Below are 24,702 nucleotides of genomic sequence, written 5' to 3' on the forward strand. Positions count from 1 at the left end.
CGGGAATCCGACAGCACTTTCTGCAGCTGCCTGCCCCTTTCTATAGCACAGCCTGTTCTAAGAACGGCTTGTGCTGTGTGTAGATGGTATTGTTTTCTCCAATCCCCCAAAATAAAAAAGCCCTGCCGGAAAGCAGGGCTTTTTTTCGGAAGCGTATTGGAAACTTAGTTTCCACTGCCGGGAGGTCCTTCTCGGTTGGAAGAGTAGTTAATGCGGAGGGCACCGGCCTTGCGAAGCTCCTGCTGCACTTCATTGACAATCTCCATCTCAGACTCCTGGTCAACCTTCAGAGAGGCGATCAGCTTCGGCTGTTGCTGAAGCTTGTTATACATGATGTTCCGGATCGCCTTGCGATTCTCGATCAGAGCATCGTCGATCTGGATGGCCGTTTCTCCCTGACTATCTCCTTGCTTTAGCGGCCCAATGTGGATCTTCGAGATCAGACGCTTCTGATCAATCTTGGTGAGGGCTTCGGCCTGAGGAAGCTGCGTGCGCACTTTGATGTCCTGCTCCCGAAGGACCGTCGATACCATGAAGAAGATCAGGAGCATAAACACAATGTCCGGCAGCGAGGCCGTCGTAAACTCCGGCTCGGTGTCTGAACTTCCACGCTGGAACTTAGCCATAGTACTGTGAACTCAATCCAAAAAGGTACGGCAAAGGGAGAGCGAGGGCACTACTCCCCGGTGTCCGGCTCAGCAATGGAGATCTGCGCTCCAAAAGCGTCCCGGATTTTGTTATCGTCCCCTGGTTCCAGGGTGTTGTAGTACTCCTGATAGTTGCTATAGGTCTTCCCCAGATCCACAGACTCCCCCTTTACAGGCGTTCGGCCCGTCTGCGCGATCTGATCCCAAATCTCCCGGTAGGCCATCCAGACCTCGTCGAGGACCTCGATGTACGTGTTGTACGGAGTTTGCGCGTCCGTCTTAATCGAGATGACGGCCTTGTCGGGGCTCACCGCAAGATCCGGATCGCTCCCGTAGTTCGTCACGTGTTCTTTCACTCGCCGGCGGAGTTGTCCGATACTTGCAGGCTCCTCCTCAACGAGTAGCTCCCCCTGAGCATTCACCAGAATCTTGAAGAGATTCCGCTCTTTCACGGGCGGAGGCTTCTGGTCGGGATTCAGCTCCGGGGGAAGCGTCATCCCAATCCCGGTGTCGACATTAATCGTCGTCGTCACCAGGAAGAAGATGAGGAGGAGAAACGCAATATCGGCCATTCCCGCCGTGGGAATCTCCGCCTCGTCCCGGTCTTCGCGTCGTTTGTCAAGCAGTCCAGCCATAGGATCTAATGGCGCCGATGAAACGGAATTCGGTGGTGGGACAGTCCTCCTTGCCTCTCCTTAACTAAAGGCGCTCTGGAAGGCTTGGCGCAGTCCCGTTGCGACCATTCCAAGGAGGAGGAGTGCAAACATGGTGACAAGAGTATAAATCCCAGCCTGCACCCAAGTTTCCATTGTCAACCCGAGAACCACAACCACCACCCCGGGAATAGCGATGATGGCAATGGTGAGGGGCTGCACCTTTCCGTACCAGACGCTCCGGAGTCCCGAGAGGCCCATCACCAAAACACTCAGCCCAGCAAGGCCGATGGCAGCCCAGAGAGCGATCGGAAGGATTACGTTACTCATAAATGTCGTCGTGTTCTATTCTCAGTGCGGGCAGTGTGAGGAGAAACTCCCCGAGATCGAGCTACACACCCGACCTCGGAGGAGCTCCGTTGCCAAAGGGGCTACTCGTTTTCGCCCACGCTCTCCGGAATGGCCTTCTCGCCCGTCACAGATTCTCCCCGTTCGAGCGCCACAAGCGCGTCCACGAGCTCGATGGAGGCATCTTCCATCTCAGCCACGATGCGGTCGATCTTGGACACGGCGTAGTTGTAGAAGAACTGGAGGATGACGGCCACGATAAGTCCGAACGCGGTGGTCAGCAGGGCCACCTTAATACCGCCGGCCACGAGGCGCGGGGAAATGTCACCAGCACTCTCAATGGCGTCGAAGGCCTGAATCATTCCAATCACCGTGCCGAGGAAGCCGAGCATCGGCGCCACGCTAATAAAGAGCGAGAGCCACACGAGGCCGCGCTCAAGAAAGCTCATCTCGATGGAGCCGTACGAGACGACTGCCTCTTCGACGGCGTCCACGCCTTCATCGGCTCGAAGCAGCCCGGCCTGAAAGACCGAAGCAACAGGTCCGCGCTTCTTAGCGCACACGTTCTCGGCTGCCGGAATGCCACCATCCTCGAGCGCCTCCTTCACGCGCTGGAGAAAGGCCTGGGTGTTAATGTCCGCCAGGTTGAGCGAAATAATTCGCTCGAACGAGATCGCGAGCCCGATAATCAGGCAGATGAGCACGGGCCACATCCAGGGCCCACCCTCATTAAATCGTTCAACGAGTACGTTAATCGCTCCTCCCCCACTGGCCTGTGGAAGAAGGAGGAGCAGGTATGCCGTCAACTTATCCAGAATCACCATAGGTGGCTAGTCCTCTGTCGAGTCTGTGATCGGGTAAACAATCATGCAAGTGGATCTCGTGCACGCAAAAAAGCGCAGAGCAGCTCGCCATCGGGGTTCTGAACCGCTTCCACAGCACAGACGCCGATCCGCGAGACGTTGGAGGGCATGCACGAGTTTTATCGTAGGGCAAGAGTGTGGAAAGCACGCAGCAACCACAATGAGCGGTCTTGGCTCCACACTGCACTAGTATAGGTAGCCAAACATAGCTTGTCAACGTGTTTTTGCGGGGGAAACACTTTATCTGGGGATCTTCCCTTACACCCGTAGCCGGGTCTCATCCTCATTTGGGGTAAATGGGCCCGTGCCCGACCGCACTATGCCGTGCGGCTTTCGGGCAAACGCCCTTCGGCTCCACATAGCCGTCGGTCTCTACAAAAATTTTAATATGAACTGCCGTGTCCCTCCGCTTCATCCAATTCCTGTATTGATTTCGAGCCGCTCAGGGACAAACGATTCATGACTGTGCCCCCAGTTGACCATCGGGGGGTGGGTTCGCAAAGCGACACGTGGGACTTCGTCAAAGGAGAGGTTATTGGACGGGATACCGGTCAGACCAGCGTTCAGCGGTCGGCCACGATCGCAGTGCCTCTTCCAGCACCGGATCCGTTGTATTCTGAACCCGAAAAAACATGGACAGCCCGAAGAGGCGTCGCCCGATATGGCTCTTGATCATGGTTTCGATCCCGGTCTGGGCCTCCCGGATGCGGGTCGGCATCTGCGTGCGTGTGGCTTGCCCCGATGGATCTCCCGCATGTGTCTCTGCAGGAACCGATTGGGCCTCCATTGTGCCTGCCCCCTGCTCCGCTGCATGCCGGACAAAGGCCGGGTACACACTGGTCGGAAGTTGGAATTGCGTCGCAAATGCCTCCGGCCTCCCCCCCCACCGAGAGCGAAGCGAATCCGCATGTGCGTCTCCCCACTGCCGGGCAAATGCTCGAATGAGTCCTCGAGCCTCCACCGCTCGCCGATAGGCATTCCGCTGCGTGCCGTCCACAGTTTCATCCGGTTGAATCCCGCCGCCTCCGATGACGGCACGTCCTGCATCTGTATGGTAGACAAGCGAGTCCGGCACCTCGGAACGATTCAGCGAACGTACAGAGTCGGTGACCCCCAGCGAGTCGTCCTCCTCTGATCGCTGGACGCGTCGCCCCGACGGGGTGTAGAATCGAGCCACGGTGAGCCGAAGCCCGCTGTCGCCGCGGAGGGGAAATTGCCGCTGAACCAGGCCCTTGCCAAAGGTCCGCTCTCCCACCAGAAGCGCACGGTCGTGATCCTGAAGGGCTCCCGCGACAATCTCACTCGCCGACGCCGACCGTCCGTCCACGAGCACAATGAGAGGGGACTGCTCAAAGCGTCCTTCTCCCGTTGCGTACCGGACGCTCCCAAACTCGTCGTGTCGGCTGCGAGCCGTCACGATCATTTGTCCATCCACCAGAAACTCGTCGGCCACCTTCTCGGCCATCGACATAAGACCGCCCGCGTTCCCCCGTAGGTCGAGCACGAGCCGATCCATCCCATTGTCCTCCAACATCTTCAATGCGTCGGTCAGCTCACGGTGGGTGGTGCGCGCAAATCGACTCAGCTTCACGTAGCCTGTGCGATCCGAGACCATGTACGCCGCATCTACCGTCTCCAACGGCACCGTGTCGCGGGTAATCTGCGCCTCAATCCGGTTGGGGTGGGCGGGGCGCCGCAGGGTTACGGACACGGTGCTTCCCTTCGGGCCCTTCAGTCGGGTCCGAATGCGCTCATGCGACCACCCGACGGCGCTCGTGCCGTTGACCTCTACGATCCGATCCCCGGCGCGGAGCCCCGCCTCTGCGCTCGGCCCTCCTGACAAAACGGACGTGACGGCAATGGTATCTTGCCCGTTCGGCCCGTCGATGAGCTCATACGTGATTCCAATCCCTTCAAACGAACCTTGAAACGTCTCTTCGACCCGTCTCATCTGCTCCGGGGAGATGTACACCGAGTAACGATCCAGCGGCTTCAGCATCGCCTCGATGGACGCCGTGGTGAGACTGCCGGGCGGGACCGGCTCAACGTAGGACGACCGGATAATGTCATACGCATTTTCCAGCGTCCGAACTGCTGTGGGCTCCGAATCATCAAGCGAGACGTCGTGAACCCATTGGCCCAGTACCGCCCCGAGAAGAACGAGCCCGATGCCGACCAGTGCAAAGGTCGTCCGCTTCATGCCACCGTAAAGACTGAACCGACGTGCTGGTGAATGCCGCTCGTTTGTATCAACAATGCAAGAGCGAGATCCGCCCTCACGGCACTCGTTCCAAGATTCCGAGAATTGTGGATATTTGCGACGACGTCCGCCCCAGCCGCTCTGAAAATAGCAAAATGGAGGGGCCCTCCCGGCGTAGGAGACGTATTGGAATCCAGAGATCCGCCCGCTATCTTATGAGCCTCCGAAGCGACCCGAAACGACCGGTCGGCCTCGCAAGCAGTGGAGTCCCTCTGCCCTTGCGAAGTTCTCCGAACACCATTCGGGGAATTGACCATGAGCTCAAGGACAGGGTCGACCAGCCGCCCACCCGTTTGCTTTTTCCCTTTCTCTTCCCCCATGACGAATAAAGAAATCGCGTCGGTTCTCCAAGAAACAGCCGACCTTATCGAACTGACCGATGGAAATCCGCACCGGGCCCGCGCCTTTTCCCGTGCGGCTCGCTCCCTGGGCAACGTGGAGGAGGCGGTCACTGACCGGCTGGACGAGGGAAGCTTGACTGACATCGGGGGCATCGGAGACGCGATGGCCGACCATGTCGCCGACGTGGCAGAGACGGGCACCTTCCCGCTCCACGACGAGCTCATGAATGCCATCCCGCCCGGCCTGCTCGACGTGATGCGCGTGAAGGGCCTTGGCACCAAACGCACGCGGCGCCTCTGGCAAGAGCTCGACATTGCCTCCCTCGACGAACTGGAGCAGGCCGCCGAGACGGATCGGATCACGAGCCTCAGCGGATTTGGGGCGAAGACGCAGCAGAACATTCTCGACAACGTGCGGCAGCTTCGCCGGTACGACGCGCAGTGGCGCCTGGCGGACGCCTGGTCGGCAGTGGAGCCGGTTCTTCGCGATCTGCGAAGCCACGACGCGGTGGAGCAGGCCGAGCCCACCGGAGCGCTCCGGCGCCAGAGGGAGACCATGAAGCAGGCCGACCTCATCGTGGCTACGGATGACCCGGCGGCCCTTCGGGAGTGGGCCAATACACAGCTTGACGGGTCCTCCTCCGAGGAAGACTCTTCACAAGCGGATGAGCGGCTGACGGCCACGCTGCCCCAGGGCCTTCCTCTTCGCCTCCACCTTTCCTCTCCGGATCACTTCGGCACGCAGTGGTGGCAAACGACCGGATCTACGGCCCATCGCGACGCCTTCGAAGCGTCGTACGCTTCCCCCGACGCACACCCGACCGAAGATTCGCTCTTCGCGGCTGCCGGTCTTCCCGTAATCCCCCCGGAGCTCCGCGAGGATCGGGGCGAGCTCGATGCTGCTGCGAATGATGCCCTTCCATCCCTCATCACGGCGGACGACCTTCAGGGGTGTCTCCACAACCACTCTACGTACAGCGACGGATCGGCCTCGGTGAACACCATGGCCCAGGCCGCTCGTTCATGGGGATTCTCCTATTTCGGAATCTGCGATCATAGTCAGTCGCTCCAGATTGCGAGTGGGCTGTCGCCCGACGAGGTTCGCACACAACACGAGGAGGTTCAGCGGCTCAACGAATCTCTAGACGACTCCTTCCGGGTCTTCCACGGTATTGAAAGTGACATTCTCCGTGACGGCTCCCTCGACTACGAGGATGATCTGCTGGAGCTCTTTGACTTCATCGTGGCGAGCGTCCACACTGGATTCAGTATGACGGAGGACGAGGCTACGGAGCGGGTGATTCGCGCAGTCCAAAACCCGCACACCCGCATTCTGGGCCATCCCACGGGTCGCCTTCTCTTGTCCCGCGACGGGTATCCGCTCGACCATGCCCGCGTCATTGAGGCCTGTGCCGAACACAACGTAGCGATTGAACTCAACGCCAACCCGTACCGGCTCGACCTCGACTGGCGATGGGTACACCGCGCCATTGACCAGGATGTCCTCATTTCCATCAATCCAGATGCCCACGCCACGGATGAAATCGACTACGTAACGTGGGGAGTAGCAGTGGGCCGAAAGGGCTGGCTGACGCCGGAGCACTGCCTCAACGCGAAGTCCCTGTCCGACTTTTCGGACTGGATTCAGAAGGGACCGAGCGGTGCGTAAACCGACATTCGTGCTTCCCTTCCGGTCATTCAATCTTCCCTCGTGTCTCGCCCTGCCTGGATCGGCCTATTCATTACGATGAGCGGCCTCGTGCTGGGAGGCCTCTGGTGGCTCAGCACGGACTCCAACGCCTCGTATCCCCGAACAGAGTCGATCGCTGGGCTTTCTGATTCGACGACCATTCGGTGGTCGGATGAGGGACTGGCCCAGATTGAGTCTCGGGACTCGACCGACTTTTTTGTCGCGCTCGGATACGTCCACGGAACCAATCGCGCCTGGACCCTCACGCTCTGGAGACAAACTGCCCGCGGCCACCTCAGTCAATGGTTCGGACCGGGCGTGGTCTCCCTCGACATGCACGCCCGCCGCCTCGGCCTGGCCCGCCACGCCCGCCGGTCGTACGACCGGCTCCCCCCTGCTGCCAGACACCGCCTCCAGGCCTACGCCCGCGGCATAAATGCGGCGCTGGAATCTTCGTCGGTCCGCCAGAACGCCCCGTTCGTACTACTCGACATAACGCCTTCCTCCTGGGCACCGTGGCACGCGCTCCTCATTGAACGGCTTATGGCATGGCTGTCGACGCGTCCCCTCACCCCGCCGGAGGTCGCTCCTTCCTCCGTGACCGCATTCGTGGAGGCCGACCGACAGTTTCGACGGTGGCTACACGTGCACGGACAGGAGCGGAGCGTGGCCTGGGCCGTGCAGTCCCCCGACGCCCCTCCGTTGCTCTTCCAGCGCCATGTTCTCGGCGCCACAGCCATGCCCGTCGTGCAGGAAGTGTCCTGGGCTCACCCCGCTGATACACTCACCGGCGCCTCCCTCCCCGGCGTGCCCCTGCTCCCAACGGGACGCATCGGCGAGCGCGCCTGGGCCTCTCTTCTTCAAAGTTCGGCCTCTCTTCGCCCTACAACCCTCGACTCCTCCGCTCTTCGGGTATGGCATGAGCGAATCGAACCGGTCGGTGGGGACGAACAGCTGGTCCACGTGCGACGACACAACGACGCCCTCCTACTCTCCTCAGTCCCGGATGCCTCCCCTGCCCCTCGTCCCCGGTCCGCCGACTCCTCCCAAACGACTGTCTGGACGGTGCAGTGGCCCGGTCTCACTCCTGGGAGCGACCTTCCGGCCTGGATGCACCGGGCGGGATTGCTCGGCACGTCTCCGGACTCGATGCGCTTTGAACTGTTCTCTGGAGACGGCCTTCGCATCTCAGCAAGCGGCACCTGGACGGTCTTGGGCACACCGCCCGTTGTCGTCCGGGACAGCCTGAAGAAGACGATACTGATTGGGGGCTCCCCCTGGGCCCGACAGCAGGCGCGGGGGCTTCATGCCCTCACGCACTCCACCGACACCGTCGCCGTCTCCGACTGGAGTGGACGGGACTCCAGCGCGTGGGCGGCCGATCTACTTTCGCATCTTCAGCCCGCCCTTCGCCCAGATACGCAGGCGACCGAACGCCGTCAAAACGCAAAGACGTACCTGCGCAACTGGGACCACAGCTACACGCCCACCAGCATCGGGGCCACTCTGTTCGATCAATGGATGCGGGCCTACCGGGCAGACCTGGGACACGTCCCCACCCTGGCTGATACCGCCACCTACTTCGGGGCATACCGGCAACATCGGGCCCTGGAACGCGCCCTGGACACCCTCACAGCCCACCTCGGCCCCGACGTGCGCCGGTGGCGCTGGGAACGAGCCGTCACCGACCGTCGCTACTTTCCCGTCTGGTCGGCCGACTCGCTGGTGAATGCCAATCTAGAGAGCATGGCAACGACGCGCTACGCCCCCCTGACTCGAACGGAACAGGGGCATCCCTCAGCCCCGGCCGGAGGTCCCTCCCTCGTCGATCCCCCCGCTGTGGCCCCCTCCCCAGCCACCTGGGAGGGATGGACGCGCCCCAATGGCGACTTCATCGTCCGACGCCACCACTACGATCCGTCGATCGTCTTTGCCCGCTCCCGCATGCGAACCGAGCGTCCCCTTCCCATCCGGCTCAATCGCAGCACGACTCCCTATACAACCATGCTCATCCCCGCAAAATAGAACGACCCCTCCCCGACATAGTCGAGGAGGGGCCGATTTTGAGGAGCACGCTCGTACTGGCGTGACACATCCGAGGGCATGTCCCCTACTTCGCACTCACGTCCAGCCCTTTTCGCTCGTCGATGAGCGTCTCGACCACGCCCGGATCCGCAAGCGTCGACGTGTCGCCGAGGTCGTCGTATTCGCCCGCGGCAATCTTGCGGATGATGCGCCGCATGATCTTGCCGGAGCGCGTCTTCGGCAGGGAGTCCGTAAACTGGATGTGATCGGGCTTGGCGATGGGACCAATTTGTTCCCGCACGTGCTGGACGAGCTCTTCTCGAAGTGCGTCGGACGCCTCCACACCGCGGACGAGCGTCACGAACGAGTAGATGCCCTGTCCCTTCACTTCATGGGGATAGCCCACCACGGCCGCCTCCGCCACATCGTCGTGCGCCACGAGGGCACTCTCCAGCTCGGCGGTGCCGATGCGGTGCCCGCTCACGTTCAGCACGTCGTCCACACGGCCCGTAATCCAGTAGTAGCCGTCCTCGTCGCGCCGGCAACCGTCGCCGGTGTAGTAGTTGCCCGGGTACTGCGAGAAGTAGGTGTTCTGGAAGCGTTCGTGGTTCCGGTACACCGTGCGCATCTGACCGGGCCAGGAGTCCTCGATGACGAGGATGCCCTCCGTCGCCCCCTCCTGCACGTTGCCGGCCTTGTCCATAATTTTCGGCTGGATGCCGAAGAACGGCTTCGAGGCCGCGCCCGGCTTCTGCGGAATGGCCCCCGGGAGCGGGGTAATCATGATGCCACCGGTCTCCGTCTGCCACCAGGTGTCGACGATCGGACAGTTGCCGTTCCCCACCACGTTGTAGTACCAACGCCAGGCCTCCGGATTGATCGGCTCGCCCACCGTGCCCAGCAGGCGGAGCGAGGACCGGTCGGTCTGCTCCACGTACTCTTCGCCGTGTCGCATGAGCGCGCGGATGGCTGTAGGCGCCGTGTAGAAGATGCTGACGTCGTGCTTGTCGACGGTCGACCAGAGGCGCGACGGATCGGGATGTGTGGGCGTGCCCTCGAAGAAGACCTGCGTGGAGCCGTTCACGAGCGGGCCGTACACGATGTAGCTGTGCCCGGTAATCCAGCCCACGTCGGCCGTGCACCAGAAGACGTCGTCCTCGTGGAGGTCGAAGACATACTCGTGCGTCATGCTGGTGTACACGAGGTAGCCGCCGGTGGTGTGGAGGACGCCCTTCGGCTTTCCGGTGGAGCCGGAGGTGTAAAGAATGAAGAGTGGATCCTCGGCATCCATCGGCTCGGGCTCACACTCTGCCGAGACCGTTTCTGCTTCTTCGTGATACCAGAGATCGCGGCCCTCCGTCCAGTCGATGTCGCCGCCGGTGTGCTGCACCACAAGGACGTTGTCCACGTCGTCGCAGCGTTCGAGCGCCGTATCGGCGTTGTCCTTGAGCGCGACCCGGTCGCCGCCCCGACGCCCCTCATCGGCGGTGATAAGAAAGTCGGACTCGCAGTCGATGATGCGGTCCGCGAGGGAGTCCGGCGAGAAGCCCGCGAAGACGACAGAGTGAATGGCCCCGATTCTCGCGCAGGCGAGCATCGCGTAGGCCGCCTCCGGAATCATGGGCAGATAGATCGTCACCCGATCGCCCTTCTCCACGCCGTGCTTCTTCAGCACGTTGGCGAAGCGGGAGACCTCTTCGTGCAGATCGCCATAGGTAATGTGCTGCGTCTCCTGCTCGCGCGGATCGTCGGGCTCAAAGATGAGCGCCGTCTCGTCCGCCTTGTCGTCAAGGTGGCGGTCCACCGCGTTGTAGCAAGCATTCGTGACGCCGCCTTCGTACCAGTTGATGTCGACGTCGCGGGGCTCGTACGAGACATTCCGAACCGTATCGAAGGGCTCGAACCAGTCAATTCGGTCGGCCTGCTCCCCCCAGAAGGCTTCCGGATCTTCGATGGAGCGTTCGTAAATCTCCTCGTACTCCTCCATCGACGAGATGTGGGCGCGATCTCGAAAGGCCTCGGAGGGCTCGTAAACCTCGTCGCGACCCGAGTATGCAGCAGTGACTTGTGCGTCCTGGTCAGGCATAATAGTTCAGCAATTCAGAGCGGTGATGAGACACATCGTGAGCGACCGGCCACGGACGTTCCGGCCGGAAACGCTTCCTTGAAATCTGGAGCAAATTAGGAAGGTCCCGTCGTTAAGTCAACTTGCAACCGCTTCCAAATAGTACTTCCTTCCAGGAGAATTATACCTCGAACCGGAACGTCACCTTTAGCGACTAATACAGAAGCTAACGTCTTCGGTCTTCGCGTGCTCATCAACGATGCACGACTGCACTAATGGTCAGTCAAGCTGAGGCTGTCGGTGCCGAATTGAATACGCTGTGTTGAATACGACATTCTGCGTCGCTGGCCATCGTTCTACCCGACATGACAAACGTGAGCACCGCTAGATCGCTCATCCCCAGTACGGCCTCGACGTCGGACGAACTGGTGACCGGACCCGTCCCGCATACTGCGATTCTCCTGCGAGAGTGGCGGAATTGGTAGACGCGCAAGACTTAGGATCTTGTGGAGGTCCTCCTCCGTGAGGGTTCGAGTCCCTCCTCTCGCACCATCGAAAACGCCCCTGAGTGCCGTTAAGCGACGGTTTCAGGGGCGTTTTTGTGTTTGTGGAGATTTCCCGATTACGCCTCCTCTCGCCACGGGCGTATCAAGGGCCGCGCCTCTTCTCCTTCGCCACTGGGGTCGTTTTTCGGTATTCCTGTACTACCACCGAAAACGATACCCCTTGCCAACAAGGTCTCACCTGTGACGGCCGTCGCCTACCAGGTGTAGGCCCTTCTGCCGTTCCCAACTCCCGCTCTGCCATGGACTTCTCCCTCGAAAGCCTCATGCCCCTCCTGCTGAACGTGGCAGGGGCCATCCTCCTTCTCATCCTCACATTCATCGTGGCCGGATGGGCCAAACGTGCCACTCGTGCCGGCGTGGAACGAGCCAATCTGGATCCCACGCTCAGTCGATTCTTCGGGAGCCTCGCCCGATACACGGTGCTCATCCTCGGCGGCCTGGCCATCCTCGGTATCTTCGGCGTCTCGGTGGCGAGCTTTGCCGCGATTCTGGCGGCGGCCGGCTTTGCCGTGGGCCTGGCCCTGCAGGGCACCCTCTCCCACTTCGCCGCCGGAATCATGCTCCTGCTCTTCCGCCCCTTCGGGGTGGGCGACAAGGTGTCGGCCGCCGACGTCACCGGCAAGGTCGTGGAGATCGGCCTCTTCACAACGCTCTTCGACACGCCCGACAACCTGCGCAGCATTGTGCCGAACAGCGCCATCTTCGGGTCGACGATCGAGAACCACACGCACCACGACACGCGACGGGTGGACGTGGCGGTCGGGACCGACTACGGAGCGGACCTTCAGACAACCCGTTCTATCCTGGAAGAAGTGGCCGCGTCGGTCGAAGGGGGCCTAAGCGACCCGGCGCCGCAGGTCTACTTGTCGGAGCTCGGGGCGTCGTCGATCGACTGGGCGGTCCGGGTGTGGAGCCAAACGTCTGACTACTGGGACGTCCGCGAACGGCTCACGACGCAGCTAAAGGAAGCCCTCGATGCCCAGGACATTGGCATCCCGTATCCCCAGATGGACGTGCATCTCGATACGCTCACGCCGTCGAATGGGGAGTCGCCCGTGACGTCTCACGAGCAGATGAAGTCATAAGCGCACAGGCCGGTTACACGGGCCGCTCCGCGGTGTCCGGGAGCGCGTCGGCGTTGCGTAGCAACTGGAGGTAGAAGCGTACGACGGTCTTGTAATCCGAAATGGAGATGCGCTCGTTTGTGCCGTGGATGAGGCCTCGATCTTTGGGCGTGAGGGTGTACGGCAGAAAGCGGTAGATGCGATCGGTTGCGTGAGCGTAGTGCCGGCTATCGGTGGCGCCGGGCACGAGGTAGGGCGCCACGACGACGGAGTCGGACGTGACCTCCCGAATCGTCCGCTGCAGCATTCGAAACGCGGGATCGTCAACCGACGAAACCGGCGTGGGCTCGCTGGCCTGGCCGGTCTCAATCGTGATGGGAAGTCCCTCCACGGTCGACCGGATGTGTTGGAGCACTGCGTCGACCGACTGGCTGGGCAGGATGCGGTAGTTGATCGTGGCCGTGGCGCTGGAGGGAATGACGTTGTCCTTTACCCCGGCGTCGAGGCGAGTCGGTACCTGCACGGTGCGGATGGCAGCCTCAGTGGCGGGCTGCTGACTGAGCGCCCACTCGATCGCGGGGGTGGTGAGCCATCGGTTGGCGAGCGCGAGGCGCATGGGGAAATTCATTTCGGGCGCCACGTAATCGAGCGTGCGGCCCATCACGCCGTCGAGCCGGGCGGGCAGGGGATTGTCGAGCAGTCGCCCAATCGCCGCGTTCAGAATCTGGATGCTCGTCGAGTCGGGCGGAGCGGAGGAGTGCCCCCCGGGCGCGGTCGCCTCCAGCTCTACACTCAGGTAGCCCTTCTCTGCAATGCCCACCACCGCCAAGGGCCGCTGCAGCCCCGGAAGTGCGCCCTTCGTGATCGCGCCCCCCTCATCCACAACGATAGCGGGGCTCGTCCCATCGCCCGTGAGACGATCCGCAATGACCCGTGCCCCATTCGGCCCGCCCACCTCTTCATCATGTCCAAGAGCCACATGCACGGTCCGGTCCGGTTGCACGTCATTCCGCAGCAGCGTGGAGAGGGCTTCGAGAATGGCAACCACACTGGATTTGTCGTCGAGCGCGCCGCGTCCCCACACGTGCCCGTCGGCGATGGTGCCACTGAACGGCGGATGCGTCCACTCGGACCGCGTGTCCGGCTCAATCGGCACTACGTCCGTGTGGGCCATGAGCACGATGGGGTCCTTCGTCGTGTCGGCGCCGCGCCAGGTGTAGAGACGACTGAGATCGTTCACGTGGGTCGTGTCCAGCGTGCGGTGCACCACCGGGAAGGCCGTCTCCAGGGTGCGGTACAGGTCCCGGTACGCCGCCGTATCGAGCGCGGCCGGGTTCCGCTTCGTGACGGTGCGGTGTCGAAGGGCAGCCGCGAGTCGCTCCGGAGCATCCGACGCAACCGACAAGGCAACCGAATCCGTCGGAGCCACCTGTCGGCTGTCGAGTTGAATGGTGCGAAGCCCCCCGATCAGCAGGACGAGGAAGAGTCCGCCGCCGAGGCCGAAAAACAGATTTCGAGCAAAACGAGGAGTCATCGGGTGCAATGTCGATCCGGTGCATCGAGACAATCCGCGACGCCCACGCAGGCTGTCGCGGTCAGGTTCCTTGGGGCCGCTGTAACGAATGGCTCTCGCACCCAACGGTACTATCGGACTCCTGTTAACGTCCTCCCGTCGTTTTCTTCCATTACGACCAACAGCTCTATGCCCTCCGACTTCGTACAGGATCCCCCCACGCTCGAAAATCAGTACGACCGGGACCGTGTCCTCAAAAGCTACGTCCGGCGGCAGTTTCCGGAGTCCATGCGAAAGACGATTGAGCCGGAACTGGTGGACCTCGGCAAAATGGCTGGCGGGGAGCTGTACGAGCTCCAGCAGTCGGATCTCGACAACGAGCCCACCCTCACCCAGTGGGGACCGTGGGGCGACCGGGTCGACAAAATTGAGCTTACCGACGTCTGGTCGCGCGCCGAGACACTGGCCGCAGAACGGGGCATCGTAGCCACGGCGTACGAGCAAGAGCACGGCGCAAGGAGCCGCATTCACCAGATGCTCCTGGCCTACCTCTTCATCCCCTCCACCGACATGTACGGTTGCCCACTGGCCATGACGGACGGGGCCGCTCGAACGCTTCTGGAGGCGGGAAACGATGAACTGATCGACGAGGCGCTCCCCCACCTCACCAGCCGCGACCCGGAGGCATTCTGGACGTCCGGGCAGTGGATGACGGAGCTTGCGGGAGGGTCGGACGTGGGACAGGCCCGGACGACGGCCCGGCAGGACGAGACCGGCACCTGGCGCCTATACGGACGCAAGTGGTTTACGAGTGCAATCACGGCCGACATGGCCCTGGCCCTCGCGCGGCCCGAGGGCAACCCGGACGGCGGCACCGGGCTGGCGCTCTTTTATGTCCCCATCCGCGACGAGAACGGCCTCCGGGACGGCCTCCGCGTGAATCGGCTCAAGGACAAGCTCGGCACCCGCAAGCTGCCCACCGCCGAGTTGACGCTGGACGGCGTCGAGGCCCATCCCGTAACGGACGACCTCCAACATGGCACGCGGCACATCGCTCCCATGCTCAATGTCACCCGCACCTGGAATGCAGTGACGGCGGTCTCGCTCATCCGGCGCGGCATGGCGCTGGCCCGTGACTATGCCCAAAAGCGGGAGGCCTTTGGGGAGGAAATCATCAATCACCCCCTCCATCAGGAAACGCTGGCGGACGTGCAGTCGACGCTGGAGGGGACATTCCACCTCTCCTTCCGGGTGGCCGAGCTGCTAGGCGCTCACGAAACCAGCCAGGCCAACGCGTCGGAGGAATCGCTGCTCCGCATCCTCACTCCCATTGCCAAACTGACGACGGCCAAGCAGGCCGTGTCTACCACCAGCGAACTGCTCGAAGCCTTCGGCGGGGCTGGCTACGTCGAAGATACCGGCCTGCCGGCCCTCCACCGCGACGCACAGGTACTCCCGATCTGGGAGGGTACCACGAACGTGCTGTCGCTGGATCTCCTCCGCGCGCTGCGGCAGGTGGGCAGCATCACGCCCCTCAACGACGAGGTCAAGCGCTGCGTCGAAGCCATCGAGGCCCCAACCCTTACCCGTGCCATTCGGCCCGCCGTACACGCCTACCGGGACGCCGCCAAGTGGCTGAAGCGAGCCATCAACGAAGGGGACGAGGCGATGGAGGCCGGTGCCCGCCGGTTCGCGTTAACGCTCGGCAAAAGCCTTGAGCTGCTCTATACCGCCCGCCACGCCCAATGGTCACTCCACGAAGAACAGGACGGGCGCTCTGCTGCCGCCGCTGAACGACTGGCCGCCCGCAAAATTAATCACATCGAGGAACTCGATCCTCATGGTGCCTACGTATTGGTGTGGGACTTCAACTGTCCCACGCTCTTCGACTGTCACGCCCAGGGCGACGGAGCCACAACGGACGAGCCGAATCTCGACTCTCTCACAGACGTCATGTGATTCCTTATCCCCGATGCCGAGGATGATTATGCACTGTACTGGAAGCGTTCGGAACGGAAGGGGCCGAGGCGCGCCTCGTGACGGACGTTCGTTTTGACGGAGGCTTTCACAGGTGCACCTCGATCCTTCGACGACGGACCCACGCCCAGCGACCTCAGCGACGACGCGCCCCTCCCGGTCGACGTAGCCTCGCTCGACGCCCCCCGGGAGGACGATGACATTGTCGTGACGTGGCGTACGGCTAGCGAGACGAACAATGCGGGGTTTCGTCTTGAGTGCAAGACAAAGACCGAGGACCGCTGGACGCAGGTCGAGACGCTGATCGATGGGAGTGCCCCCCTCTGCGCCGCAGCGCTACCGGCACCGGGTCGAGACCTTTCCCCGAACACGTACCCCTTCCGCCTGACGAGCGTAAGCACGAACGGCAGCGAAGCGGTGGGACCGAACACCACCGTCGAGGTGAGGATGGAAAGCGCGTACGCCGTCTCTTCAGTGCATCCGAACCCGGTGGCGGCCCGGGACGAGGTGCAGGTACGTGACAAGCAGACCGTCCGCGTCGTGCTCTCCAACGTTCTTGGACAAACTGTGCGGCCCCTTCACGATAGGGATTCTGGGCAAAATACGCCGCAGACCGTGGATGTCAATGGCTCTCTACTGCCTGCGTGCACAGGGAGACCACTTCCAGCCCTCCCAGAAAACGACGATTGCACGGTAGGAGAGACTGCCCTGATGTGACCACATTGCAGACAGGGGACAGCGTATAGAAGGGAAACAGCGTCTAAGCCCCCCTCGTCAGGAGTCGAGATCTTCAAAGACCCCCATGATCTGGTCGAGTTCTTCGGTGGAGACCTCTTCATCCTCGTCGGCAGCGTTTGCGTCGGTTTCCTTTTTGTCCGCCGACGAAGCACCTGACGGCCTCCGCTCTGTCTCCTGTTCTTCTCCTTGGATGTCCTGCTTAATCCGATCGAATTGCTGAGCAGCTGCTCCCTCGTCAGAAGTCTCGGATGTATCGTCTCCGACTGTCGACTGTGATTCCTCTCCGGAGTGGGTATTGCTCGGTCCCAGCCGCTTCGGAAACAGAGAGTTGATCAGTTCTTCCGTCGACTTCTCTTCCGTGTCGGCCTCCTCCTCAGAATCCGCGACCGCGGTTCCCTCAGGATCAAAAACCGACTGTCCTCCCGAACGAAGATCCGTCAGAATCTGGAGCTCATTTTCCAGTGCTCCTTGAAGCCGCGCAATCACACGCATCAGCTTTTCTTTCTCTTCGTCGACGGACGTCTGCTCTCGGGCAGTTGCTTTCCGCTTCTCTTCAATGCTCTGCTTTTCCTCTTTCAGCCTCTGTTCTCGTTCATCCAGATCGGCCGCTCGCTCCTGAATCTTCTCGTATACATGCCTTACATTTTGGAGCTTCTGTTCGGCCTGTTCAAGACGTGCCTCCAGCTGCTCACGTTCGTCGATGAGCTGCTCGACCTGCGACGCCACGGCTTCCAAGAACGCCTCCACCTCGCTGGCCTCCAGGCCACGTAGGCCACGCGAAAATGAGCGTGATCGTATTTCCGAGGGCGTTATAGTCATGGCGCTGAAATGTTTAGTGACGAGATCGCAGAGAAAGCAACTGAAGCCCGCGGCACTCTTCCGATCGTGTTGTCAAGCGATCGGGATGAGCCAACGAACGACCGTCCTGCTCAACCTTGGTTAAGCGCACAGGGCAAATGGAAATGATGGGACTGCCCTACCCTAAATCCTCCCAAAAGGGGTGCTGTTTCAAGATGTGATCATTGACAGACGTATTGTCCGCCCTTCCTCAGGGGCAATGCCCTCCCTCTTTCCTCCTTCTCTTACGCCCCCTGTCTCGTCCCAACCCGCAATCGGGCGCTCACCAACTTGGGGGAAAACCAGGGAGACTCCTCTCCGGACCTTCCTCATCTTCCATCCGGCAACGTGCGTTCGCTGAGGACGACGGATCCTGACGAGATGCGCCGCCGCTCGGGCGGTCGGATATTTCCGCTGACGATGTGCCGCTGCTGCTCAAAAACGAAAAAGGCTTTTTATCCTGTCTCTGCCAAGGGATACAGGAAACGACTCAACGCTGACGCGAAGCGGCCGCAACGGGCATTTCGTTGTTTATTGAGCAATTTCAGTTGCGTCGAATAGCAGCACTCGCTCTACCTGTTACGAGAGGACAGGCCTTCTCCTGCTCCCCCTGTAGGCGGCCCCCGAAGGACAGCAACACGTACCCGACGATTCTTCCGTCGCCCTTCGGCGGTCTCATTCGTAGCCACTGGATGCTGCGCCCCAAAACCCACGACTTCAAAGCGCTCCGGACTCATGTCGTGCGTCCACCGGAAATGGCGCGCAACCCGCGCCGCCCGGGCCGCGGAAAGCTCCCAGTTGCTCGGATACTTGTCTTCCAGTCGCTCTCCTATTGGGCGTGAATCGGTGTATCCTTCGATGCGGACGGTTCGTTCAGGAAACTCCTGCTGGATTCGCTGGGCAACGAGCTTGAGCTCCTCCACGCCCCTTTGCGTGAGGTCAGCGCTCCCACTCTTGAAGTACACATCGGCCGAGAGCACCGTGACCGTCTCCCCCCGTTGGGGAGAAGCGGCTTCTTCCCGGGCCTGCTCCAGTCGTTGCCGGAGCTGCTTGTTCTCTTTTCGGAGTTTCTCGACGGATGCACTCGATCCGCAGGCCGCGAGACCGAAGAGCACCGTTCCAAAACCGACAAGGTGAAGAAGCCAACGAAGTTCAACCGAAGGCATCCGTGCGGGGGAGTAAAGCAAAGGAAAGAGGACGCTTACTGAAAAAGGACAGCCATACCAATATGAGAAACGAGGCCTGCCGAGGTCAAGTTGAGACGAGCTCTACACCCTGGAATTGTACTGAATTCGCGGTTGTGACTTTCTCCGCTCTGCTGGTCAGATTTATGAGTCCAAACGTCGTCCTCGGTTCTCACTCTTCCCCTATTCATGACGTCCCGAAGCCTGCAGAACGCCTTTTTCCTCTCTCTTCTTCTACTCACCACCGTCGCGTTTTTTGGGCTCATCCAGGCCTTCCTTCAGCCAATCTTTTGGGCCGCGGTGCTTGCCACGATTTTCCACCCCTTGTACGAGTGGTGCAAGCACGCACTGGGCGGCCGCTCTACTCTTGCCTCTGTGACCACTCTTGTTATTATCCTCCTCGTCGTTATCGCCCCACTGGTGCTTACGGGAAGTGCCGTGGCAACGGAGGCCTCCATTCTATACGATCGGATCGCCACGGGCGAGCTTGACCCACAGGCCGTCGTTGCGTGGGTCGAACGACACGTGCCCGTAGCCACTGATCTTCTCGCTCAGGTCGGCCTCAGTCCCAGTGAGCTACGGGGAGAGCTTTCCACTGCAGCCATCAACACAAGCCGCTACCTCGCTACCGAAGCAGTAGACCTTGGCCAGAATGCGATCCGCATCGGCGGCCTAACATTTTTAATGTTGTACCTTCTCTTCTTCTTCCTTCGCGACGGAACGGCTCTCCTGGAGACCATTGTCGGGGCGGCCCCCATCGGGGATGCACGCGAGCGGCGCCTGCTCAATAAATTTGCCGAAGTGACGCGGGCAACCCTCAAAGGAACGCTGGTGATTGGGCTGGTACAGGGAGGACTCGGCGGCCTTCTGTTCTGGCTGCTGGGCATCAGTGGCGCCGTGCTCTGGGGAGTGGTGATGGGCCTCCTGTCCCTCCTGCCGGCAGTGGGGGCGGCGGCCGTCTGGGTGCCCGCCGCCGGAATTCTGCTGTTTACGGGCGAATTCCTGAAGGGCCTCATCCTCTTGGCCTGCGGTTCCGTCCTCATTGGACTGGCCGACAATGTCCTCCGCCCCCTCCTCGTGGGACGCGATACGCAAATGCCCGACTATCTCATTCTCGTGTCTACGCTCGGGGGCCTGACCCTCTTTGGGCTATCGGGAGTCGTCATCGGCCCCGTGATCGCCGCCCTCTTCCTGGCCGTCTGGGGGATGTTCGTGGAGGAGTACGCGGGAGCGGCGAGTGATGGGGACCTCCTTTCGGATGCCTCGTCCCCAACCGCCCAATCTGCGTCCGAGTAACGCCCCCTCACGCTACTGATGACATCCGAACCTCACGCGCCCCCTTCCGTAGGGGCACCGTAGGTGATACGCCACCCCTTCTGCTGTTGCCAGTGTCCAATGCGAGATCCCCTTAGCGCTCAGGACCTCTTTCACAAACACCTGATCCCGCTGGCGTGTGCGTGCTTTTTCATCTGGCTCTTTGTGGTAAGCGTGCCGGTGATCTACTTCATGCAGCTTTCCCCGGACACGGAGCTGCTTCTCTTTACCCTCCTCTTTGCAGGATGCCATCTCGCCAATTGGCCGATGCTTCGGCTCCGCTCGCAGCTCTGGTTTGAAGGCCGTCTTACGCCCAGCGCGGCAATGGTGACCACGGCCCTTTTGGCCGGCTCCTTCGGCATTCCGTTCATTCTGCTGGTAGATATGATCGGGTAACGCCCCTCCTCGCTGATCTTCTCTCGCTTCCCCACTCTTCGTCCCTGATGTCTGAGCCTACCCCGGGCGACCTCCTCAACAATTTGGTAGACACGCACTGGGAAACGGCAGCGCGGCACGCGTGGCGGCAGTACCAGGAGCGCGGACGTGGCGCCATCGTGTTTCCGACAGCCTCCAGCGAGAATGGCGACCGGCAACCGCTCCGATACCTGACCTTCAACGACGAGGAGGAGGCCGCCGACAGCTCGTTTTCGAAGCTCTATGAGCTGGTTGAGTCGTACGATCCGGAGCAGCAGGTCGTTATTGCCGTCGTGCTTCCCGACGAGCGCACTGTTTTTGACCTGTACGAGCAGACCCCGGCGCCGCCGGAGGCGTGACTCGACCTACGGGGACCACGTCATTTCGGCTTCGGGTCCTCGGCATCGTAGGCCAAAATAAAAAACCCCGCAGGCCGTCGGGCCTACGGGGAAAGAAACACACATGTGGAGATGCCGGGAGTCGAACCCGGGTCCGCATAGCCGCACAGTCCGAACCTCTACCTGCATAGTGGATGCATTCAGTATTCGCGCCAGCCCGTCTGCCCATCCACAAGGCCAGGGCGGCGCAGAGGCTGATTAAGATTCGCCGTTACGTCCTCAGCCGGAGGACGCAGCGACTACACCCTTTTTGTCGATGTCCTACGCTCCCCAAGGGTCAGGAGCGACGTAGGACAGATGGGGGCTGTTACGCCGCCATCGCGTACGAATAATCGTCCGCAGTTGCGAGTTCCTGACAAGATTTACGAGCATACCAGGAAGCTCGGCAGGACAGTCCGCTGTCCGTTTACTACACGTCGAAGCCGTGTCATCCCCATATGTGAAAGAGCAAGCGCAGACGACCTCTTTCCTGCGAGGATACCGCCTGTCGCATGTTCTTTGACCATTGCCCCGGCGAAATGTTTCGGAATCGCTCGGCGCGGGCGTCCCGGCTTTGAACATGATTCACACATGCAACCATCCTTCAGACGGCGTGTAGAGCCTTTGTGCCCTGTGCTCTTTGATCAGATCCCGCCCCTTATGTCCACCCTCCCCTCCGACCTGTCCGATAAGATCTACGAGGCCCAGTTTGCCGAGTCCGACGAGCGGCTGGAGGCGTACGCCGACTTCGTGGCCATCGTGAAGCAGCTCCGGCGCGACTGTCCCTGGGATCGGGAGCAGACGCACGAGTCGGTAAAACATCTGCTGATTGAGGAGGCCTACGAGGTCGTGGACGCTATCGAAGCGGAGGACTGGGACGAGCTCGCGGAGGAGCTGGGCGACGTGTTCCTCCACGTCCTCTTCCACTCCGTCATTGCCGCGGAAAACGGCCGGTTTACGCTGGCGGACGTGATCGAGGCAGAGACGGACAAGCTCGTCCGGCGCCACCCGCACGTGTTCGGCGACGATACCACGGACGACCCGGACGAGGTAGCGGCCTCCTGGGAAGAAATCAAGCAGCAAGAAAAGGACGACGAAGAGGACGAGCGCTCTTCTGTGCTCAACGGCGTTCCTGCCCAACTCCCGGCCCTTCTTCGCGCCTACCGCATGCAACAAAAAGCGGCGGGCGTGGGCTTCGACTTTCCCGACCACGACCAGGCCTGGGCGAAGGTCGAGGAGGAGCTGGAGGAGTTTCGAGCGGCCACCGCGAATGGGGATGCCGACAACCGTGAGGAGGAATTCGGCGACCTGCTTTTCGCCCTCACGAACTACGCCCGGCAGGCCGACATCAATCCCGAAAACGCCATGCGCGCGGCGAACGACAAGTTTACCCGCCGCTTTCAGCACATCGAGGCACGCCTGGACAACGCAGGCTCCTCCATTGAGGAGGCCGACCTGTCCACGGCCGATCGGCTGTGGAATGAGGCGAAGGAGAACGAGTAGGCCCCATTGGGCCGCGTCTCTCTAAAACGCAACGAGGTCGCGGGCGGCCTCGAAGATGCCCTCGTCGCTCGGCAGCACGGCCCGCTCCAGTGAGTGGGCAAACGGAATCGGCGTAAACTCGCCGGCCACACGACGAATGGGAGCATCGAGATACTGAAAGGCCTCGTCTCCAATCTGCGCGGCAATCTCCGCCCCAAATCCGATGAACTCCTGGTCTTCATAGACCACAAGGGCCCGGTTGGTCTTCTTCACGGAGTCCAGGATCGTCTCGGAGTCGAGCGGGACGATGGTGCGAAGGTCGATCACCTCCACGTCCACATCGTCCTTCTCAAGCTCCTTCGCCACATTGAGGGCCTTTTGTACCATCAGGCCGTAGGCAATGATGGTGAGATCGCTTCCCTCGCGGGCGACCCGGGCCTTCCCAAACGGAAGGGTGTAGTTTTCAGGCGGGGTCGGGGTGCGAGCGGAAGCGGCCCGGTAGAGGGCTTTGTGCTCTAGGAAAAGGACCGGATCTTCCATGCGGATGGCGGTGGCGAGTAGCCCTTTCGTGTCAGCAGCCGTGGACGGCATGGCGACCTTGAGTCCGGGCGTGTGCCCAAAAATGGACTCAATGTTCTGCGAGTGGCAGAGCCCCCCGTGGATATACCCACCGCAGGGGACCCGAACGACCATCGGACAGCTCCACCCGTCGTTGGACCGGTACCGGAAGGGGGCCACCTGATTGCGGAGCTGCTGCATGGCCGGCCAGATGTAGTCGGCAAACTGGATTTCCACGACCGGCTTGTACCCACTGGCGGCGTACCCAACGGCTGTGCCGACGATGGAGCCTTCCGCCAGCGGCGAGTTAAAGCAGCGATCCCCTCCAAATTCAGCGGTCAAGTCCTTTGTCGCGGTAAACACACCGCCCTTGTCTCCGGCCACATCTTCCCCGTACACGATAATGGACTCGTCGCGGGCCATCTCCTCCTTCAGCGTCCGATTGATGGCATCAACCATCACGATCGGCTCCGCGTCTTCGTCGACATCGTCCTCTGAGTTGTACGTAATGTCGAGCTCGCCCTCAAAGAAGACATGCTTCGTCGCGGTCTCCGGAGCCGGATCGGCTTGCTTTTTCGCCCACTCGGCCGCCGCATCCACGTCCTCGTGCACCTCCTCCCGCATTGCGTCCACCTCCTCCTCGGTAATCAGGTCTTCGGCAATGAGGGCCGCCTCCATCCGTGAAATGGGATCGATCTGGCGGTCCGCCTCCAATTCGTCCGGTGTGCGGTACTTGGTATGATCGTCCGAAGAGGAGTGCGGCAGGAGGCGCACCACATCGGCCACGAGGCAGACCGGCCCTTTGCCGGCCCGGATGTGCTCAATGGCGGCCTTGGCGGCAGAGGCACTGGCAAAGAAGTTCGTACCATCCACCCGCATCCGGCTTAGCCCCTCGTACCCCGCGGCGAGCTTGTAGGGCGTCCCCCCTGCGGTCTGCTCGTCGATCGGGACGCTGATCGCGTACTTGTTGTCCTGCACCAGAAAGAGCGCAGGGGCCTGCTCTCGGGCCGCCCAGTTGAGGGCCTCGTGGAAATCCCCCTGCGAGGTGGCTCCATCCCCACAGGACACATAGACGTAGTTGTCGTCGCCACGCTGCTGAATGGAGAGGGCAAACCCAAGCCCAGGATTAAACTGCGCCCCAACGGAGGAGGCCGTCGTCATGACGTTCAAGTGGGGCAGGCCGAAGTGCTCCGGCATCTGGCGCCCGCCGGAGTTAGGATCGTCCGCTTTTGCCATGTGCGCCAGGAAGGCCTCCCGCGTCGTCATGCCCAGCGAGAGCGCCATGCAAAGATCCCGATAGTAGAAACAAAACCAGTCGTGGCCGGGTCCCTGCCCAGGAATCGAATACCGGCTAATTGCGGACTGGACCGCTTCGTGGCCCGCACACCCGATGTGGAAATGCCCCTTCCCCTGCTTCAGCAGTGTCAGCATCTTCTCATCGAGCCGCCGCGAGAGCATCATCGTGCGGAGGCGTTGCCGCAGGTCCTCCGGGTCGAAGTCAACGGGCGTGAGTTGGTCAATCTCGATCGATCCGTCCGATTTGATCGAGGGAATTTCCGGGATGGCCGCGTGGCCGTCTCCGTACATCAACTCCTCCACCGGCAGAGAATCATCAGAAGCATCCACCACTGCCTCAGGGTCCGGAGGAGCGGCACTGGTGTCAGCCGGCTCCGCGTCGGAGGCAGCGCCGTCCGTCCCGTTGGACTCCGGAGAATTGGAAAGTTCGGAATCGGGGGAATCGATCGTATTCGCCATGACGAAGTCAGTCGTTACTCGAAACCATCCG

At 61.3% G+C, this 24,702-nt stretch carries 19 protein-coding genes, 1 tRNA gene and 1 other RNA gene; 10 read left to right on the plus strand and 11 right to left on the minus strand.

Annotated elements, in window-relative coordinates:
• Window positions 1–164: 164 nt before the first annotated feature.
• The 5 genes from BSZ35_RS05875 to BSZ35_RS05895 all read right to left on the minus strand — a co-directional run bounded on the left by BSZ35_RS05875 (window position 165) and on the right by BSZ35_RS05895 (window position 4,711).
• Window positions 165–626 (minus strand): biopolymer transporter ExbD, encoded by a 462-nt coding sequence (locus BSZ35_RS05875; RefSeq protein ID WP_105011565.1) that lies wholly within the window; start codon window positions 624–626, stop codon window positions 165–167.
• A gap of 50 nt (window positions 627–676) precedes the next feature.
• Window positions 677–1,282, minus strand: coding sequence for a biopolymer transporter ExbD (locus tag BSZ35_RS05880; RefSeq protein ID WP_105011566.1), 606 nt, complete (start codon window positions 1,280–1,282; stop codon window positions 677–679).
• A 60-nt stretch (window positions 1,283–1,342) separates the two neighbouring features.
• Window positions 1,343–1,630 carry a hypothetical protein gene (locus tag BSZ35_RS05885; RefSeq protein WP_105011567.1) on the minus strand — a complete coding sequence of 96 codons (288 nt, stop codon included), beginning with the start codon at window positions 1,628–1,630 and terminating at the stop codon, window positions 1,343–1,345.
• Between the two features lie 101 nt (window positions 1,631–1,731).
• Window positions 1,732–2,472 (minus strand): MotA/TolQ/ExbB proton channel family protein, encoded by a 741-nt coding sequence (locus tag BSZ35_RS05890; protein ID WP_105011568.1) that lies wholly within the window; start codon window positions 2,470–2,472, stop codon window positions 1,732–1,734.
• A 571-nt stretch (window positions 2,473–3,043) separates the two neighbouring features.
• Window positions 3,044–4,711, minus strand: coding sequence for a S41 family peptidase (locus BSZ35_RS05895; protein ID WP_105011569.1), 1,668 nt, complete (start codon window positions 4,709–4,711; stop codon window positions 3,044–3,046).
• Window positions 4,712–5,089: 378 nt separating this feature from the next.
• Between BSZ35_RS05895 and BSZ35_RS05905 the strand changes: the two genes are divergently transcribed.
• Both BSZ35_RS05905 and BSZ35_RS05910 read left to right on the plus strand, forming a co-directional pair.
• Entirely contained in the window at window positions 5,090–6,781 is a 1,692-nt protein-coding gene (locus BSZ35_RS05905; RefSeq protein WP_105011571.1) for a helix-hairpin-helix domain-containing protein, read from the plus strand.
• A gap of 42 nt (window positions 6,782–6,823) precedes the next feature.
• Window positions 6,824–8,827: a penicillin acylase family protein gene (locus BSZ35_RS05910; RefSeq protein ID WP_105011572.1), complete on the plus strand. Its 2,004-nt coding sequence runs from the start codon at window positions 6,824–6,826 to the stop codon at window positions 8,825–8,827.
• Between the two features lie 85 nt (window positions 8,828–8,912).
• Here the strand turns inward: BSZ35_RS05910 and acs are convergent, their stop codons facing one another.
• On the minus strand, window positions 8,913–10,913 hold the full coding sequence (gene acs, locus BSZ35_RS05915; RefSeq protein WP_105011573.1) for an acetate--CoA ligase: 2,001 nt from the start codon (window positions 10,911–10,913) through the stop codon (window positions 8,913–8,915).
• A 442-nt stretch (window positions 10,914–11,355) separates the two neighbouring features.
• Here acs and BSZ35_RS05920 point away from each other — a divergent pair.
• Together BSZ35_RS05920 and BSZ35_RS05925 are read left to right on the plus strand one after the other, a co-directional pair.
• Window positions 11,356–11,444 (plus strand) — tRNA-Leu (locus BSZ35_RS05920).
• 253 nt (window positions 11,445–11,697) lie between these two features.
• The gene (locus BSZ35_RS05925; protein WP_105011574.1) at window positions 11,698–12,543 is read left to right on the plus strand and encodes a mechanosensitive ion channel family protein; all 846 of its coding nucleotides are present in this window, start codon (window positions 11,698–11,700) and stop codon (window positions 12,541–12,543) included.
• A gap of 13 nt (window positions 12,544–12,556) precedes the next feature.
• On the opposite strand, the gene BSZ35_RS05930 is transcribed toward BSZ35_RS05925, so the two are convergent.
• The gene (locus tag BSZ35_RS05930; protein WP_105011575.1) at window positions 12,557–14,056 is read right to left on the minus strand and encodes a M20 family peptidase; all 1,500 of its coding nucleotides are present in this window, start codon (window positions 14,054–14,056) and stop codon (window positions 12,557–12,559) included.
• A 168-nt stretch (window positions 14,057–14,224) separates the two neighbouring features.
• On the opposite strand from BSZ35_RS05930, the gene BSZ35_RS05935 reads away from it, so the two are divergent.
• Together BSZ35_RS05935 and BSZ35_RS05940 are read left to right on the plus strand one after the other, a co-directional pair.
• The gene (locus BSZ35_RS05935) at window positions 14,225–15,994 is read left to right on the plus strand and encodes an acyl-CoA dehydrogenase family protein (RefSeq protein ID WP_105011576.1); all 1,770 of its coding nucleotides are present in this window, start codon (window positions 14,225–14,227) and stop codon (window positions 15,992–15,994) included.
• Window positions 15,995–16,087: 93 nt separating this feature from the next.
• Window positions 16,088–16,729 (plus strand): hypothetical protein, encoded by a 642-nt coding sequence (locus tag BSZ35_RS05940; protein WP_105011577.1) that lies wholly within the window; start codon window positions 16,088–16,090, stop codon window positions 16,727–16,729.
• 57 nt (window positions 16,730–16,786) lie between these two features.
• Here the strand turns inward: BSZ35_RS05940 and BSZ35_RS05945 are convergent, their stop codons facing one another.
• The gene (locus BSZ35_RS05945; protein WP_105011578.1) at window positions 16,787–17,569 is read right to left on the minus strand and encodes a DivIVA domain-containing protein; all 783 of its coding nucleotides are present in this window, start codon (window positions 17,567–17,569) and stop codon (window positions 16,787–16,789) included.
• Window positions 17,570–18,159: 590 nt separating this feature from the next.
• Window positions 18,160–18,753, minus strand: a complete 594-nt coding sequence (locus tag BSZ35_RS05950) for an OmpA family protein (RefSeq protein WP_105011579.1) — start codon at window positions 18,751–18,753, stop codon at window positions 18,160–18,162.
• A 207-nt stretch (window positions 18,754–18,960) separates the two neighbouring features.
• Between BSZ35_RS05950 and BSZ35_RS05955 the strand changes: the two genes are divergently transcribed.
• The 3 genes from BSZ35_RS05955 (at window position 18,961) to BSZ35_RS05965 (ending at window position 20,858) form a co-directional block, all read left to right on the plus strand.
• The gene (locus BSZ35_RS05955; RefSeq protein WP_105011580.1) at window positions 18,961–20,067 is read left to right on the plus strand and encodes an AI-2E family transporter; all 1,107 of its coding nucleotides are present in this window, start codon (window positions 18,961–18,963) and stop codon (window positions 20,065–20,067) included.
• Between the two features lie 99 nt (window positions 20,068–20,166).
• A complete protein-coding gene (locus BSZ35_RS05960) occupies window positions 20,167–20,481 on the plus strand; it encodes a hypothetical protein (protein WP_105011581.1) in 315 nt (104 codons plus the stop codon).
• Window positions 20,482–20,528: 47 nt separating this feature from the next.
• On the plus strand, window positions 20,529–20,858 hold the full coding sequence (locus BSZ35_RS05965; protein ID WP_105011582.1) for a hypothetical protein: 330 nt from the start codon (window positions 20,529–20,531) through the stop codon (window positions 20,856–20,858).
• Between the two features lie 103 nt (window positions 20,859–20,961).
• Here the strand turns inward: BSZ35_RS05965 and ssrA are convergent.
• Window positions 20,962–21,332: a transfer-messenger RNA gene (gene ssrA, locus BSZ35_RS05970) on the minus strand.
• Between the two features lie 204 nt (window positions 21,333–21,536).
• Between ssrA and mazG the strand changes: the two genes are divergently transcribed.
• Window positions 21,537–22,379: a nucleoside triphosphate pyrophosphohydrolase gene (gene mazG / locus BSZ35_RS05975; protein WP_105013752.1), complete on the plus strand. Its 843-nt coding sequence runs from the start codon at window positions 21,537–21,539 to the stop codon at window positions 22,377–22,379.
• Window positions 22,380–22,400: 21 nt separating this feature from the next.
• Here mazG and BSZ35_RS05980 read toward each other — a convergent pair whose 3' ends face one another.
• On the minus strand, window positions 22,401–24,671 hold the full coding sequence (locus BSZ35_RS05980) for a dehydrogenase E1 component subunit alpha/beta (protein ID WP_258096095.1): 2,271 nt from the start codon (window positions 24,669–24,671) through the stop codon (window positions 22,401–22,403).
• Between the last annotated feature and the right edge of the window lie 31 nt (window positions 24,672–24,702).

Origin of the sequence: Salinibacter sp. 10B (assembly GCF_002954405.1) — a bacterium.
Lineage (GTDB): Bacteria > Bacteroidota > Rhodothermia > Rhodothermales > Salinibacteraceae > Salinibacter.

What these genes read in the sequence shown, in the direction of transcription:
- BSZ35_RS05875 (WP_105011565.1), bottom strand. Translation starts at nt 626, where the DNA reads ATGGCTAAGTTCCAGCGTGGAAGTTCAGACACCGAGCCGGAGTTTACG.
- BSZ35_RS05880 (WP_105011566.1), bottom strand. Translation starts at nt 1,282, where the DNA reads ATGGCTGGACTGCTTGACAAACGACGCGAAGACCGGGACGAGGCGGAG.
- BSZ35_RS05885 (WP_105011567.1), bottom strand. Translation starts at nt 1,630, where the DNA reads ATGAGTAACGTAATCCTTCCGATCGCTCTCTGGGCTGCCATCGGCCTT.
- BSZ35_RS05890 (WP_105011568.1), bottom strand. Translation starts at nt 2,472, where the DNA reads ATGGTGATTCTGGATAAGTTGACGGCATACCTGCTCCTCCTTCTTCCA.
- BSZ35_RS05895 (WP_105011569.1), bottom strand. Translation starts at nt 4,711, where the DNA reads ATGAAGCGGACGACCTTTGCACTGGTCGGCATCGGGCTCGTTCTTCTC.
- BSZ35_RS05905 (WP_105011571.1), top strand. Translation starts at nt 5,090, where the DNA reads ATGACGAATAAAGAAATCGCGTCGGTTCTCCAAGAAACAGCCGACCTT.
- acs (WP_105011573.1), bottom strand. Translation starts at nt 10,913, where the DNA reads ATGCCTGACCAGGACGCACAAGTCACTGCTGCATACTCGGGTCGCGAC.
- BSZ35_RS05925 (WP_105011574.1), top strand. Translation starts at nt 11,698, where the DNA reads ATGGACTTCTCCCTCGAAAGCCTCATGCCCCTCCTGCTGAACGTGGCA.
- BSZ35_RS05930 (WP_105011575.1), bottom strand. Translation starts at nt 14,056, where the DNA reads ATGACTCCTCGTTTTGCTCGAAATCTGTTTTTCGGCCTCGGCGGCGGA.
- BSZ35_RS05935 (WP_105011576.1), top strand. Translation starts at nt 14,225, where the DNA reads ATGCCCTCCGACTTCGTACAGGATCCCCCCACGCTCGAAAATCAGTAC.
- BSZ35_RS05945 (WP_105011578.1), bottom strand. Translation starts at nt 17,569, where the DNA reads ATGACTATAACGCCCTCGGAAATACGATCACGCTCATTTTCGCGTGGC.
- BSZ35_RS05950 (WP_105011579.1), bottom strand. Translation starts at nt 18,753, where the DNA reads ATGCCTTCGGTTGAACTTCGTTGGCTTCTTCACCTTGTCGGTTTTGGA.
- BSZ35_RS05955 (WP_105011580.1), top strand. Translation starts at nt 18,961, where the DNA reads ATGACGTCCCGAAGCCTGCAGAACGCCTTTTTCCTCTCTCTTCTTCTA.
- BSZ35_RS05960 (WP_105011581.1), top strand. Translation starts at nt 20,167, where the DNA reads ATGCGAGATCCCCTTAGCGCTCAGGACCTCTTTCACAAACACCTGATC.
- BSZ35_RS05965 (WP_105011582.1), top strand. Translation starts at nt 20,529, where the DNA reads ATGTCTGAGCCTACCCCGGGCGACCTCCTCAACAATTTGGTAGACACG.
- mazG (WP_105013752.1), top strand. Translation starts at nt 21,537, where the DNA reads ATGTCCACCCTCCCCTCCGACCTGTCCGATAAGATCTACGAGGCCCAG.
- BSZ35_RS05980 (WP_258096095.1), bottom strand. Translation starts at nt 24,671, where the DNA reads ATGGCGAATACGATCGATTCCCCCGATTCCGAACTTTCCAATTCTCCG.